This window comes from Nocardia sp. AB354, assembly GCF_049538315.1.
In the GTDB taxonomy this organism is placed as follows: domain Bacteria; phylum Actinomycetota; class Actinomycetes; order Mycobacteriales; family Mycobacteriaceae; genus Nocardia; species Nocardia nova.
This window is the reverse complement of record NZ_JBMVFU010000034.1, coordinates 45,829-59,876: the sequence shown is the minus strand read 5'-3', so window position 1 is coordinate 59,876 and position 14,048 is coordinate 45,829. Positions and strand designations below refer to the sequence as shown.

At 68.5% G+C, this 14,048-nt stretch carries 14 protein-coding genes and 1 pseudogene; 8 read left to right on the top strand and 7 right to left on the bottom strand.

Annotated elements, in window-relative coordinates; all coding sequences use genetic code 11:
• Positions 1 to 4: 4 nt before the first annotated feature.
• From ACPCUW_RS32460 to ACPCUW_RS32445, 4 genes and pseudogenes are all read right to left on the bottom strand, one after another.
• Positions 5 to 598 (bottom strand): annotated as a pseudogene (locus ACPCUW_RS32460) (alpha/beta hydrolase fold domain-containing protein); the annotation flags it as partial.
• Positions 576 to 2,141, bottom strand: a complete 1,566-nt coding sequence (locus ACPCUW_RS32455; RefSeq protein ID WP_423429061.1) for an FAD-dependent oxidoreductase — start codon at positions 2,139 to 2,141, stop codon at positions 576 to 578. The gene ACPCUW_RS32455 and the pseudogene ACPCUW_RS32460, both read right to left, overlap by 23 nt.
• Before the next feature lie 86 nt (positions 2,142 to 2,227).
• A complete protein-coding gene (locus ACPCUW_RS32450) occupies positions 2,228 to 2,638 on the bottom strand; it encodes a VOC family protein (RefSeq protein WP_423429059.1) in 411 nt (136 codons plus the stop codon).
• Positions 2,635 to 3,393 (bottom strand): SDR family NAD(P)-dependent oxidoreductase, encoded by a 759-nt coding sequence (locus ACPCUW_RS32445; protein WP_423429084.1) that lies wholly within the window; start codon positions 3,391 to 3,393, stop codon positions 2,635 to 2,637. Before ACPCUW_RS32445 ends, ACPCUW_RS32450 begins: the two co-directional genes overlap by 4 nt.
• Positions 3,394 to 3,527: 134 nt before the next feature.
• Between ACPCUW_RS32445 and ACPCUW_RS32440 the strand changes: the two genes are divergently transcribed.
• The 6 genes from ACPCUW_RS32440 to ACPCUW_RS32415 are packed head-to-tail and all read left to right on the top strand — an operon-like array spanning position 3,528 to position 9,538.
• Complete coding sequence (locus ACPCUW_RS32440; protein ID WP_423429057.1) at positions 3,528 to 4,328, top strand: enoyl-CoA hydratase-related protein; 801 nt, start codon at positions 3,528 to 3,530, stop codon at positions 4,326 to 4,328.
• Positions 4,325 to 5,485: an acyl-CoA dehydrogenase family protein gene (locus ACPCUW_RS32435; RefSeq protein WP_423429055.1), complete on the top strand. Its 1,161-nt coding sequence runs from the start codon at positions 4,325 to 4,327 to the stop codon at positions 5,483 to 5,485. The genes ACPCUW_RS32440 and ACPCUW_RS32435 overlap by 4 nt, the downstream gene beginning before the upstream one ends.
• Complete coding sequence (locus ACPCUW_RS32430) at positions 5,482 to 6,582, top strand: acyl-CoA dehydrogenase family protein (RefSeq protein WP_423429053.1); 1,101 nt, start codon at positions 5,482 to 5,484, stop codon at positions 6,580 to 6,582. Before ACPCUW_RS32435 ends, ACPCUW_RS32430 begins: the two co-directional genes overlap by 4 nt.
• The gene (locus ACPCUW_RS32425; RefSeq protein WP_423429051.1) at positions 6,579 to 7,856 is read left to right on the top strand and encodes a CaiB/BaiF CoA transferase family protein; all 1,278 of its coding nucleotides are present in this window, start codon (positions 6,579 to 6,581) and stop codon (positions 7,854 to 7,856) included. The genes ACPCUW_RS32430 and ACPCUW_RS32425 overlap by 4 nt, the downstream gene beginning before the upstream one ends.
• The gene (locus tag ACPCUW_RS32420; protein WP_423429049.1) at positions 7,853 to 8,563 is read left to right on the top strand and encodes a GntR family transcriptional regulator; all 711 of its coding nucleotides are present in this window, start codon (positions 7,853 to 7,855) and stop codon (positions 8,561 to 8,563) included. Before ACPCUW_RS32425 ends, ACPCUW_RS32420 begins: the two co-directional genes overlap by 4 nt.
• 3 nt (positions 8,564 to 8,566) lie before the next feature.
• Positions 8,567 to 9,538, top strand: a complete 972-nt coding sequence (locus ACPCUW_RS32415) for an alpha/beta hydrolase (RefSeq protein WP_423429048.1) — start codon at positions 8,567 to 8,569, stop codon at positions 9,536 to 9,538.
• 24 nt (positions 9,539 to 9,562) lie between these two features.
• Here ACPCUW_RS32415 and ACPCUW_RS32410 read toward each other — a convergent pair whose 3' ends face one another.
• Positions 9,563 to 10,414, bottom strand: a complete 852-nt coding sequence (locus tag ACPCUW_RS32410) for an SDR family oxidoreductase (RefSeq protein ID WP_423429047.1) — start codon at positions 10,412 to 10,414, stop codon at positions 9,563 to 9,565.
• Positions 10,415 to 10,547: 133 nt separating this feature from the next.
• Here ACPCUW_RS32410 and ACPCUW_RS32405 point away from each other — a divergent pair, with 133 nt between their 5' ends.
• Together ACPCUW_RS32405 and ACPCUW_RS32400 are read left to right on the top strand one after the other, a co-directional pair.
• Complete coding sequence (locus ACPCUW_RS32405) at positions 10,548 to 11,144, top strand: TetR/AcrR family transcriptional regulator (protein WP_227463140.1); 597 nt, start codon at positions 10,548 to 10,550, stop codon at positions 11,142 to 11,144.
• Between the two features lie 14 nt (positions 11,145 to 11,158).
• Positions 11,159 to 12,400, top strand: coding sequence for an NADH:flavin oxidoreductase (locus ACPCUW_RS32400; protein ID WP_423429045.1), 1,242 nt, complete (start codon positions 11,159 to 11,161; stop codon positions 12,398 to 12,400).
• Between the two features lie 114 nt (positions 12,401 to 12,514).
• On the opposite strand, the gene ACPCUW_RS32395 is transcribed toward ACPCUW_RS32400, so the two are convergent.
• On the bottom strand, positions 12,515 to 12,733 hold the full coding sequence (locus tag ACPCUW_RS32395) for a hypothetical protein (protein WP_423429043.1): 219 nt from the start codon (positions 12,731 to 12,733) through the stop codon (positions 12,515 to 12,517).
• A 33-nt stretch (positions 12,734 to 12,766) separates the two neighbouring features.
• Positions 12,767 to 14,047: an NAD(P)/FAD-dependent oxidoreductase gene (locus ACPCUW_RS32390; protein ID WP_423429041.1), complete on the bottom strand. Its 1,281-nt coding sequence runs from the start codon at positions 14,045 to 14,047 to the stop codon at positions 12,767 to 12,769.
• Position 14,048: the final 1 nt, after the last annotated feature.

The window sequence follows — 14,048 nt, the reverse complement described above, 5'->3', positions numbered from 1 at the left end:
GCGATCACCGGAACGGCAGCAGACAATCGAATTCGACGCGAAGCAGAGCGCCGATCTCGGCGGCAGCCGGCATCGCACGGGCCGAATTCTCCGGCCGCATCAAGAACCCGTGGAGCACTCCCGGATACCGCGTGACCGTGGTCTGCACGCGAGCATCACGTAACCGGAACGCATAGCGCTCGGCCCAGACCCGGATGGGGTCACACTCGGCGGTGACGACGATCGCCTGCGGAAGGCCCGTCAAATCTGTTGCATAGGAAGGGATTCGGTAGCGATCGAGCGGATCCGAACTGCCGCTGTCGGCCAGTTCGTGCAGATAATCGATGTCATCGCGCAACAACATCGGCGCGTCCGGCATCGACACGATCGACGCGGCGCCCATGTCTCGATCGAGCCCTGGATACACCAGGACCTGGGCCAGTAACGCCGGGCCGCCGCGGTCGCGGGCCAGCAACGCGACTCCGGCCGCAAGCCCCCCGCCCGCGCTGTCGCCGAGCACCGCCAGCCGACGCGCGTCGACACCCAAGGCGTCGGCGTTGGGCGGCCACCCAGGAGTGGCGAGCTCCCGCCACTGGTCAGGAAGCGGTCGACTCCGCGCCGTCGAGCCGGTCGGCCATATCGGCCACGGCACGATAGGCCATGACCATGCCGGAGCCCAGCGGCACACCTGGCCCGGGATAGACCGGCCCGGCCACCGAGGCAGCGGAGTTTCCGGCGGCATACAGGCCTGGGACGAGCGTCCCGTCCGGGCGCTCGACAGCGCCTTCCGTGGTGATGACGGCTCCGCCCTTGGTGCCGAGGTCGCCCAGCACCAGGCGCACTGCATGCAGCTGGGATCCGTCGAGGGGGCGCAGGCACGGTTGCGGTGTTGTCGCGCCGACGAAGAACCGGCCGAACGGATCCTCTCCGCGGCCGAAATCTTCGTCCCGTCCACGTTCGGCGAATTCGTTGAACCGGCGCACCGTGGACGCCAATGCCGCGGAATCCACGCCGATGGCAGCGGCGAGTTCGGCGATGTCGCCGGCCGTGTGCCACAGTCCCGCGGCCGTCAGCTCCTCTCGGCCGGGGGCCGGGACACAGATGGCGGGCAGGTCATCACCGAATTTGTTGTCGAACACGAACCAGAAGGCGTCGCCGTGCCCGAGTTGCATCCGCTCGCGCATCGCCCGGCCCATCCGGTCGTACGGCAGCATCTCGTTCGCGAAGCGCTGCCCGGTGCTGTCGACGATGATTCCGGCCCGCACGCCGAGTGTGAACGCGGCGTGCCCGTTGGGGAACAACGTGGCCGGGCACCACCACGACTGATCGAGCAGATCTGTGGCGGCACCAGCGGATTCGGCCAGCGTGAGCGCGTCTCCGGAACCGGTGTCGGGGTGTGAGGAACTCCAGTCGGCGGTCGGCATGTCCTGCCACTTCGCCCGCAATTGCGGCGCACGCTCGAAACCGCCGGCCGCCAACAGCACCCCGGCTCGCGCCTGAATGCGGGTCTGGTCGCCGTCCGGACCGGTCGCGACGACGCCTGTGACCCGACCGTCATCGTCCTGGACGAGAGCAGTGACACGGGTCGACAACGTCAACTCGGCGCGGCCGGAGGCATCCAGGGCAAGGATCATTCGGGCGATCCAGGCCTGGCCACCGTCGAGCATCGACCGATCGATGTCGATCCCGAACTGGTCGGCCGGCACCATCGGCCGGATGTCGTTCAGCCGGTCGCCGACCTTCTCGGCCGAGATCGGATGGGCGAAGATGCTGCGCCCGTTGGCACTTCGCCCCGGTGCGTCGAAATAGTCGGGGAATGGGCGATGCTCGAGCGGGATTCCGACGGTGTTTTCCAGAAAATCGGCGACGACCGGGCCGGTCTCCAGATACGCGCGCTGCACCTCGGAGCGCGTGCGGTCCCCGACCAGTGCCGAGAAGTACGTCAGTCCCTTCTCTACGGAATCGTCGACTCCCTGCCGTTCCAGCACGTGGTTGCCCGGAAGCCACACGCTCCCACCGGAATACGCGGACGTGCCTCCGAAGCGATCGGTCTTCTCGATCACACACACCGACAGCCCACGGTGCGTCGCGGCCAAGGCGCCCGCCAGCGCGGCGCCACCCGATCCCACAACCACAACGTCATAGGTACTGTCCCAGCTCATCGTCACCTGCACTCCATCTCTCCGGTCCGGGCGTGACCGGCGCCACGCTAGACGGCGTGCGGAACCGTCACGCCCGGCCTTCCCGCTCAGCGGTCGGATGTTTCCCCGGTGGGGCTGACGACCTCGACGAGGTAGCCGTCGGGGTCGCGGACCTTGCCGATCGTGCGGCCGCCGAATCGAGCGAGAGTTGTCGCCGGCATCTCCTCGGCGCCGCCGTGGGCGCACGCCGCCGCCAGCAAACCCGCGACGTCCTCGGTGTTCACCACCAGCTTCGTGAACATCGTGCCGTGGTCGGGCGCCGCCGGGTCGCCGTGCGGGGCAATGAGTTCGACCCCTGCTGTTCCGGCCCGCAGAATCACCGCGTCGAAGGTGTCGGTGGAAAACGACGTCTCTTCGACGAACCCACACGCGGCGTAGAACTGCGCGGACCGAGCAAGATCGGTCACGCGGATCGCGGTGAGCGAGAGAGTCACGGGAGCCGTGGGCGGGCCGCTCATCGAGTCTGTGACCCGCCGTTGAAGTCCAGGGTCTGTCCGGTCATGCCCCCGGCCTCGTTCGACGCGAGGTACGCACAGAACGCGCCGACCTCGATGGGGTCGCCGAGGCGTCCGATCGGAATGCCGGCGATCAGTCGCTCCAGGTACTCGGGCGCCATCTTCTCGACGAGGTTGGCCTGCAGGCCGAGCGCGACGATATTGGCCGTGACGCCGTACTGGCCGGTCTCGGCGGCGAGATGGCGGATGAATCCTTCGATACCGCTTTTGCCGGTCGCGTACATCGAGACGTTGATGTTCTGGCCGGTACGCGCGCTGCCCGACGAAATCTGCACGATGCGGCCCCAGCCCGCATCGCACATCCCGTCGATCACCGCTTTGATGCAGTTCATCGCGCCGTAGATGTTGAGGTCGATCGATGGCGGCCACTGGTCCGGGGTCAGCTCCCGAAACGGCTTGGTGACCCGTTCCTCGGCGACCCCGGCATTGTTGACCAGGATGTTCACGTGGCCGCCCAGCTCGGCCTCGGCCGAGCGCACGGCGTCGACCGTCGCCTGATAGTCGGTGACATCGAATGCCCTGACGATCGCCTTGTTGCCCTCCTCGGCGATGGCCGCTGCCACCCGCTCGGCGCGCTCGGCGTGCAGATCGTTCACCACGACCGTCGCCCCCTGACGCGCGAGCACTTTCGCGATTCCCTCCCCTACGCTTTGTCCCGCCCCACTCACCAGGGCGATTCGCCCATCCAACTCGAACACGAGTTCACCTTTCGTCGATACCGCCGCCACATCGCAGGGATGGCGACCTGCCCTTTGCACACTCGCCGAGCGGGGTGGAGATTGTCAATCATTATTGGATCTTATTTTGGATCCAATCTGCTAGCGTGTGCCGCATGACGTCCGACATTCCCGCCGGCGCCCCGTCCGAACCGCCGGTCCGCACCGAGTTCACCGACGGGGTCGCCACTGTGACCCTGAACAACCCGCGGCGCAAGAATGCGATCAGCCTGGAGATGGCCGCGCTCATCGACGACTTCTGCGCGCGCGTGGAAACCGACACCGATATCGGGGCGGTCGTGGTGCGTGCGGCCGGTGCGTATTTCTGTAGCGGTGCCGATACTCGCGATCTGGCGGCCTCGTCGGCCGATCCGGCCTCGCCGGAGGCGGTGCGCCGCACCTCGGCGGTCTACGGCTCCTTCGTCCGGGTGGGATCACTGCCGGTTCCCACCATCTCGCGGGTGGTCGGCGGCGCCGTCGGCGCGGGCTTGAATCTCGCACTCGCCACCGATCTCATGGCCGTCACCCCGCAGGCCCGGCTCGACAGCGGTTTCCTGGCCCGCGGAATCCATCCGGGCGGTGGACATCTGGCGTTGCTGGGCCGCGCGGTCGGATGGTCGGGCACCATCGCGCTGGCGGCATGCGGGCACTCGCTCACCGGGACCGAAGCCGTGCAGCGCGGGCTCGCGCACCTGATGGCGGAGGAAGCCGATCTCGACGCTCGGATCGCGGAGCTCACCGGCCCGCCGGCGGCGGACCCCGAGCTGACTCGGCGCATCATGGCCAGTGCTCGCCTGGAACTCGGGCCGCCCGCGGTGAGCTGGGCCTCGGCGCTGGAAATCGAACGGGGCGTGCAGATGTGGTCGATGTCGCGCAAGGGCGAGGGAGCCTGGTCGTCGCGGGGACCGGGACGATGACCGCCGCCACCGGCAGCCGGTCCCAGGTCCGTCCCGCCGATGCGGCGCAGCTGCGGGCCGAGGTGCGCGCGTTCCTGCGTGAACAACTCGACAGCGGCGTGTTCACCCCGGCGCCCGACAACTGGATGAGCGGATTCGATCCCGCATTCAGCGCCGAACTCGGCCGCCGTGGCTGGCTCGGTATGACCATGCCCGAACGCTATGGGGGACACGGCCGTTCACTGCTCGAACGCTTCGTCGTCACCGAGGAACTGCTGGCCCATGGGGCACCCGTCGCCGCGCACTGGATCGCCGATCGGCAGATGGCGCCGGGCATCCTCGCCAACGGCACCGAGGAGCAGAAGCAGCGCTATCTGCCCGGAATCGCCGCCGGTGAGCTGTTCTTCGCAATCGGTATGAGCGAACCGGACGCCGGTTCGGATCTGGCCGCCGTGCGCACGAAGGCGGTGGAGCGTCCCGACGGCTCGTGGACGATTTCGGGCACGAAGGTGTGGACCACCGGCGCACACGTCGCCCATGCCATGGTGCTGCTGGCCCGCACCGACGGTGGTCCGGGTGACCGCCACAGCGGACTGTCCCAGTTCCTGGTGGAACTGTCCACGCCCGGCATCGAGGTGCGGCCCCTACAGAGCATCGACGGCGGCCGGCACTTCAACGAGGTCGTCTTTCACGACGTGCACGTCGGCGCGGACACGTTGCTCGGGCAACGTGGCGCGGGATGGGCGCAGGTGATGAGCGAGTTGGCCTACGAGCGCTCGGGACCCGAGCGCTATCTGTCGACCATGCCGCTGCTGCGCGCATGGGCCGAGGAACTGCGCCGCTCGGGAGCCACGCCGCGGCAACGGACCACGCTCGGCGCGCTCACCGCGCAGGCCTGGGCCCTGCGGCGGATGTCGCTGGCCGTGACGACCGACCTCGCGGCCGGACGCAAACCCGATGTGCTCGCCGCGATCGTCAAGGATCTCGGCTCGAGTTTCGAAGGCGATGTGGTGGAGGCCATTCGCGCCTGCACGGATATCGAACCCCGCCGCAGCGGCGGTGACGGTTTCGCCCGGTTGCTCGCGACCGGTGTGCTGCATACCCCGGCATTCACGCTGCGCGGCGGCACGAACGAGATCTTGCGCGGAATCGTCGCGCGCGGAATGGGATTGCGATGACCTATCCGAATACCGAACTGATCGCGGCGGTCGCGGCCATGATCGACCGCATCGGCATCGATACGACCACGCCCGCTGCCGCACCCGACCGTGCCGTCTGGGACGCACTGGCCGACGCGGGCTTCACCGAGATCGGTATCCCTGAAGCTCAGGGCGGAAGCGGCGGCACATCCGCCGATGCCTTGTCGGTGGCGCACGCCGCGGCGGAGCGCGGCGCGAACACCCTCCTGATCGAGCACACCCTGCTGGCGAGCCCGCTGCTCGCGCACTGCACCGGCACCGCGGCAGCCGAGCCGAGCACCGTGGTGATCGCCGATGATCGTTGCAGCACACGCGAAGTGGACGGCACCACCGTCCTCGACGGCATCGTCACCGATGTCGTGCACGGTCGTGACGCAGTCCGTTTGGTCGTCCTGCTCGAGCCGCCGACCCCGGCCGCGCTCCCGTCGATCGCGATCGTCGCCACCGATGCCCCGGGCGTGCAGATGCGGCCCGGCACCGATCTGCTCGGCGCCGCACTCGACGACTACCGGTTCGACGCGACAACCGTCGATCTCATTGCCGAATCTCCTATCGGCGCAGACGAACTCGAGCAGCGAGGCGCCCTGTCCTATGCTGTCGTCCTGGCCGCCGTAGCCGGTACGGTGCGCGAGGCAACCCTGCGCTACGCCGGCGAACGCACCCAGTTCGGACGTCCGCTCGCGAAATTCCAAGCCATTCAGCAACGCCTCGCGGGGCTCGCCGCCCGCGCCGCGCTGATGCGGACAGCAGCCACCGCCGCGACCGAGGCAGCCGTGGCCGCCCCGCACCTGCGCCGCGCAGCGATCGCCGCGGCGAAGGCGGTGACCTCGGCATTGGCTCGCGAAGTCGCGGCCGCTGGGCACCAGATCCACGGGGCGATCGGATTCACCAGCGAACACAGCCTGGGGCGGTTCACCACGGCGCTGTGGGCCTGGCGGGACCGTTACGGGTCCGAAGAGTACTGGTCCGAGGTCCTCGCCGGGCAGATCCTCGACGAGGGCACGGACTTGTGGGATGTCGTCGTCGGCGCCGAGCCGGCGGGCGAACCCACTGTCGCAGAAGGGAATTCCCGATGAGCATCACCCCTCCCGCACCGGCCGAGGCCGATGACGAGTTGCGCATCGACGGCCGGGCGGCATGGCGTGCCGCCGACACCGCCACCGGCAACGGCGTGCTCACCGGTCTGCGTGTTTTGGACCTGAGCCGCGTACTGGCCGGCCCGTATACTGCGCAGATGCTGGCCGACCAGGGCGCCGAGGTCATCAAGGTGGAGGCGCCGGGCGGGGACGAAACCCGCGGCTGGGGGCCGCCGTTCGTGGATTCGGGTACGAGCAGCGCCTACTACGGCAGCCTCAACCACAGCAAGGACAACATCTGCCTGGATCTGCGCACGCCCGAGGGACGCGAGATCCTCGGCCACCTCGTCGCCGGCGCCGACGTGATCATCGAAAACTTCAAGGCCGGCACGATGGCTCGCTGGGGATTCGACTTCGACACCGTGCTCAGCCGGCGGTATCCGCGACTGATCTACTGCCGCATCACCGGATTCGGCGTCGACGGCCCGATGGGTGGACTTCCCGGCTACGACGCGGTCCTGCAATCCTTCGGCGGGCTGATGAGTATCAACGGCTATCCCGACGGCAACCCCCTGCGTGTCGGCGTGCCGATCGTCGATATCGTCACCGCCAACCTGGCCGTGAACGGCATTCTGCTGGCGCTGCTCGAGCGCGACCGTAGCGGGCACGGGCAACTGGTTGATATGGCGTTGCTGGACGCGGTCATCTCCATCCTGCATCCGCATGCGGCCAACTGGATCGCCAGCGGATCCGTCCCCCAGCGGACCGGCGATTTCCATCCGACCGTGGTCCCCTATCAGGTGTTCCGGGCCGCCGACGGCGACTTCTTCGTCAGCGCGGCCAATGACCGCCAATTCCGTTCGCTGACAAAGACTCTCGGCGTGCCGGAGCTCGCCGACGAACCACGCTTCGCATCGAACGCCCAGCGGCACGCACATCGGGAGGAACTCGTAGCACTGCTCGGCGAGCGGATCGCGACCTGGCCCCGCGCCGAACTCGCCGCCCGGCTGGAGCAGGCCGGTGTCGCGGCGAGCTCGGTGAACACCGTCGACGAGGCTCTGCAGTCGGCGCAGACCCGTCACCGCGACCTGTTCATCGAGGCTCCGGACTACCGCGGCGTCGGTGTGCCGATCTCGCTCAGCCGGTCGCCGCACCGCCGCCCCCGCCCCGCGGTCGCCCGTGGCGCCGACACCATATCGGTGCTGACCGCGATGGGTTACCCCGCTGAGCGAATCGGCGCCTGGCGCTCGGCTGGTATCTTCGGGGACCCGTGAGCAAACCGACTGAAAGCCCCGCCCCGACGAGCCGCGAAGTCGGCCCAGCCGCCGGGCGGGTGGTCGCGGAACTGGAGCGCCTGATCGTGACCGGGGAGTTGCTGCCCGGCCAGCCGATCCGCCAAGTGCTCATGGCCGAACGCCTCGGGGTCAGCCGGTTGCCGATCCGCGAAGCCCTGCGCCATCTGACCGCCGAAGGCCTGGTGGCACACGAACCGAATGTGGGCTACACGGTCGCGCGGCTGCAGCAGTCGGATTTCGACCAGATCTATCTGATGCGCGCCGCCCTGGAACGGGAGGTGCTGCTGTCATTGCCCGCGTTTTCCGCCGACGCTCTCGCAGCAGCCACCCGCGCCGCGCACCAGGTGGTCGAAGCAGCCGAACAGGGTGACGTGCTCGCGATGCGCATGCACAACCACGCCTTCCACTTCGTGATCTTCGAACGATCCCCACTGAATCTCGTCGTCGCCGAGATCCGCCGGCTGTGGACTCTCGCGATGCCCTACCACGCCGCCTACCTGTACGACCCGGCCGCGCGCGCCCGCGTCGTGGCCGAACACGACCAGATGATCGAAGCGTTGACCCGCCACGACAACGAACGGCTCGTCGAGTTGATGAACGAGCACCGCCGCGGCGGGGAGACCAGCACCGGGATGATGTTGCGCGCCACTCGAACCGGCGCGCCTCCCCTACCTCCCGAGGAGTGAACCGTGACCGCATCAAGCGGGTACAAGCCCTACCAGTTCGCCTGGGATCCCGACGTCGAAGTGATTCTCGAGCGAGTCCGCGCGAACAAGACCGGCCCCATGCACGCCGCCGGAGTCGAAGCCGCACGCCGGTCCCTCGAATCCATCGTGCGCCCGCCCGGCCCCGACATGCGCACCGTGCGCGACACCACCTTCGACGGCCCGCACGGTGCGGTCCCGGTGCGGGTCTACCATCCGCTGACCGCACCGGAATCCGATGCGCCCGCCCTGGTGTGGTTCCACGGCGGCGGCATGATCATGGGCACGTTGCAGTCCTTCGACCGCCTCGCCCGCGATATCGCCGACGCGACCGGAGTGGTGCTGTTCAACGTCGACTACCGCCTCGCCCCGGAGTACCGCTACCCCGTCGCCAACGACGAGGCTTACGCGGCGCTGTGCTGGGCCGTCGACACCGCATCGAACTGGGGCGTCGACGCCACCCGGATCGGCGTCGGCGGAGACAGCGCCGGCGGCGGACTCGCCGCCGCCACGACACTGCGCAGCCGCGACGACTACGGCCCGACCATCGCGCAGCAGGTACTGTTCTACCCCGGTGTCGAGCGCCGCACCGACCGTCCCTCGATGCGTCAGTTCGGCTCGTCCCCCTTCCTCACCGCCGAGGACATCGACTGGATGAAGAGTCTCTACCTCGGCCCCGATCCCTCGACCGACGACGCCTATGGCGTTCCGGCACTGGCGAATTCGCTCGCCGATCTGCCTCCCGCGATCATCGCCGTCGGCTATGCCGACCCGATCCGCGACGGCGTCGAAGCCTACGGCGACCGGCTCCGGGAGGCAGGCGTGCCGACTGCGCAGCTGCGCTATCCGGGTGTGGGTCACGGATTCGCCATGCAGGCACCGTCCGTGGCCCGCGGCCGGGCCGCGATCGCGGAAGTGGGCGCGCTCGTCGCCGCCCGCTTCCGGCAGTCTCGTTGATCCGGCGGGGCTTCTCCGGGCCCCTCAGCCGGCGCTGAATCCGCGGAAACGCCGGAGGTAGCCGAGGATCTTCCGGACCGGAACGGCGCGCGGCCAGTCGTCGGCCCGGAAATACGCGTCACTGCCACCATCGACGAAAACCACGCTGCCGCAGAGGAACCGCGCTGCATCGGACAGCATGAACAGCACCCAATCCGCCAGGTCGCCCGCGTCGCCGAAACCGCCGATCGGCACCGGGAACTGGCGGATGGCCGCGGCTTCCCGTGGAGTGGCGAGTTGTTTTTCCAGCAGCGGCGTCAAGATGGCGCCCGGCGCCAGCACATTGAGCCGGATCCCTTCGCCGGCCCAGGCGGCGGTGACGGCCTGGCGCCGGACCCAGCGGCTCACCGCGATCTTCGACGCCGCGTAGGCGAACGAGGGCGCGTTCCGGCCGAAGATCCGCACCGCGCGCAGAGCCTTGTCGGTATCCCCCGCCAGCAGCGCGCGGATCGCGCGGCCGGGGACCGCGGGCGTGGTCGTGGTCGCGTTGCTGCCGAAGACCACTACCTTGGCATCGGTCGCCGCAGCCAACAGCGGCCGCCAGCCGTCCAGCAACTCGATGACGCCGCGATAGTTCACCTCGTAGATCAGCCGGGGGCGTTCCGCACCGGGAGCAGGGCCGACCCCGGCTGCGAGGACAGCACCGTCGAGGTGTCCGTCCACTGCGGCGCGGACGCCATCGACAGCCGCGCGACGGCCCTCGGCGGTGGACAGATCGGCGACCACGTCGGCATCACGCAGGTCGACCCCGACCGCGGTGTGGCCATTTCGACGAAGTTTGTCCGCCACCGCTCGTCCCATTCCCGATGCCGATCCGGTCACGACATAGACGCCCATCGCTTGCCTGCTTTCCGCTCTGCCGACTGCCACTTCTGCGACTCCACGCAATATTGACACACTACGACAAAAATGGTGAACTGGGGCCATGCCCCCGAACACCGCAGCTCGGCGCGGGCGCGGGCGTCCGTCCGTGCTGGACACTCGGGCCGTCGCCGAATGCGCGCTTCACCTGTGGTCCGAACGTGGATACTCGACGACCAGCTGGAGCGATCTGGCCGATGCGACCGGCATCAGCGCCCGAACCCTGCTGCGTCACTTCTCGTCTCGTTCGGATATCGCCTACCTCGGTGTCGAGCCCGCCACGAGCAGGCTTCGCGATGCCCTCGACAACGCGACGGACAACGCCGACCCGTCGGCTGTCATTCGCGCGGCCGTCGTCGAATCGGTCTCGCACGACCCGGGGATCAGCCGGATCGCGCCGCGGTGGTTGCGCCTGATCTCCGCCGAACCGGAGCTGGCCGCCATCGCGCCGCTGGCCTACCGGCCGTGGATCGACACTCTGGCGACATACATATCCGGTGTCCTCCCGGATGCACCACTGGCGATCTGCCGCGCGCTCGCTACCGCCTACCAAGCCGCATCCTTCGCCGCACTGGTCGAATGGGCCGATGCCGGCGCAGAGGGCGACTGCGCGGATGTGGTCGACGAGATGTTGCGCTGGATGGATATTCACGCTCCCGTGGATGTCCGGGGCGACCGCAGCACTCCCGCCACCAACCAGTCCTGACAAGGAGTTCCACCATGTCCGTCACCCCGATGCCCGCGCCCGCACATCCGGATCCGCTGGCGCCTGCCACCCTCGGCCCGATCCGGTTGCGCAACCGCGTGATCAAGTCCGCCACCTTCGAGGGGGTCACCACCGACGCCCTGGTCACCGACGCGTTGATCGACTTCCACGTGGCGGTCGGCGCGGGCGGGGCCGGCATGACCACCGTCGCCTACCTGGCGGTCTCACCCGAGGGCCGCACCGAACGCGACCAGATCTACTGGCGCCCCGAGGCACTTCCCGGGTTACGACGACTCACCGAGGCGGTGCATGCCACCGGCGCCGCGATATCCGCGCAGATCGGGCACGCGGGTCCGGTCGCCAACTCACGTTCCACCGGTCTGCCCTCGCTGGCCCCGTCGACGCGACCGAACCCGTTGTCGATGAGCCTGGATCGCGCCGCAACCGAAGCAGATATCCGGCGGATCATCGACGATCACGCCCGCGCGACACGGAACGCGATCGAGGTGGGATTCGACGCGGTGGAGGTCCACCTCGGCCACAACTATCTCGCCAGCTCGTTCCTCAGCCCGAAGATCAACCGCCGCAAGGATTCCTGGGGCGGCCCGCTCCACCGTCGCGCGGAGTTCGCCCGCCGAATTCTGCAGGCGGTCCGCGAAGCAGCGGACGGACAGATCGCGGTGCTGGCGAAAATGAACATGGCCGACGGCGTACCCGGCGGTCTGTGGCTCGACGAATCCCTGCTCTTCGCGCGGATGGTGGAGAGCGACGGCCATGTCGACGCGTTGGAGCTGACCGGCGGGTCCTCGCTACTCAACCCGATGTATCTGTTCCGCGGCGATGTACCAATCCGCGAAATGGCCGAGACCCAAAGCGGTCTGGTGAAACTGGGCATGAAGATGTTCGGCCGCTTCGTGTTCGAGCACTACCCGTACGAACCCCTCTACTTCCGTGACTACGCACGCCAGTTCCGCAACGAACTGGACATGCCGCTGGTGCTGCTCGGCGGAATCACCGACCTCGCCGACATGAACACCGCGATGAGCGACGGGTTCGAGTTCGTGGCGATGGCGCGGGCACTGCTGCGTGAGCCCGATCTGATCAATCGCATCCGAGCGGAGTCGTCGAAGAAGTCGCTGTGCATCCACTGCAACCTGTGCGCGGCCAGCATCTTCACCGGCACGCGCTGCCCGCTGGTGAGCACCGACGACCGGAGCGATGTCACCGAGGAGAACCCACTCGGTCTTCCCGTGTGACCACGTTCGAGAGACCTCCCATCGCCGAGGCCCGCTCGGCGATGGGATGATTCGACGAGTCCGGCGCCGAGTTACAGGCCCGCAACGGGCTTCCCGGCAGGTCTGCAGCGACGCTCAGGACCACAATCCAGCGCACGGCAAGGGCGGCAGATCGCGGCACACCTCGTCGTCGACGGTGACCATGAGATCCGACGACAGCTGCGTCAGCGCGCACGCCACGTCGCGTGCCTGCTCAGCGCCCGCCTTGTAGTCGAGCCTCAACGCACCGGCTTCGATGCGGATGTGACGCAACCGCGACGCCACCCGAGGGCGGCTCGAGATCAGCTTTGCCATAACAGATTTCCGTACAATCGCGACGACACAGACCTAGCTCCGCGCCGGAGCCAGGAGCTTCTTGAGCGGAACGGCTGTGTCCGCCAGATCCTTCGGCCCCGGCCGATGCCCGCGGCTCAGCGCCGACCGCAATGCCACGAAATCCGCTGGGGAGTTGAGGCATTCGGCGGCAATCAGCGCATCGTCGGTGAAGTACAGCGCTACCCGCCGATGCGGACGCTGCGGATCGGTGCGAACCAGCATCGACGTGTGCCCGCCGATGAGGCCGGCGATCTGCAACTTCTGATCCCCCTGATCCGACCAGAACCATGGGATGGGCCGCTGCGGGCACGGTTGGCCCAGCAGCACCGCAGCAGCCGCATTGGCCTGCTCGACCGCATTGTCCACCGATTCGAGCCGGTAGCGAGCGCCGGACTCGGATACATGGGTGGCGCAGTCGCCGATGGCGAGAGTCCAGCCGTCCGAGGCCAGGCAGTGCCGGTCCACGAGGATGCCGCCGTCGCAGTCGAGCCCGAGTTGCTCGGCCAGCTCGGTCCGGGCCTCGGCCCCGATCCCCACGACGACCGTCGCCGCCGGGATTTCGCGTCCGTCGGCGAGCCGTACCGCGTGAATCCTGTTGTCGTGGTGCTCGATCGACACCGGCAGCGCTCCCAGCACCACGTCGGTCGCCATCGTTCGGTGAGCGGCGAGCAGTGCCTCGGCGGTGTCGGCACCCACCGCCCGCGCGAGCAGCCGCTCCCCTGCCTCGATCACGGTCACGTCGGCTCCCAGTGCCCGCGCCGTGGCGGCGACCTCGAGACCGACGAAGCCGCCGCCGACGACCACGACGGGCCCGGCCGGCACCCGCGCGGCGAGCAGGCGGGCATCGTCGAGGTCGCGCAGCACCAGCACATCGGGATGATCCGCGCCGGGCAGCGGCAAACGCCGCGGACGCGCGCCGGTGGCCAGCACCAGCCGGTCGAATTTCCGGATCGAATTCTCACCGTCGCGGGTGAACCGCACCTCGACGCCGGCCGGGGTGCGGCTCAGGTGCGTGACCCGGGCACCGACGATCAGTTCGATCTTCTGGTCGCGGTAATAATCCGGTTCGCGCAACAGCACCGAGTCACCGGTGGCCTCACCTTTCAGCCACGCCTTCGACAGCGGCGGGCGCTGATACGGCAGATGCGGCTCATCCGAGATCAGCGTGAGCTCACCGGTGTAGCCCCCGGCGCGAAGGCGATCGGCGAGCTGCACCCCGGCGTGTGCGGCGCCGACCACCACCACACTGTGGGGTGGCGCCTGCACGTCGGTCCCGTCCTGCGATTCGGTCATC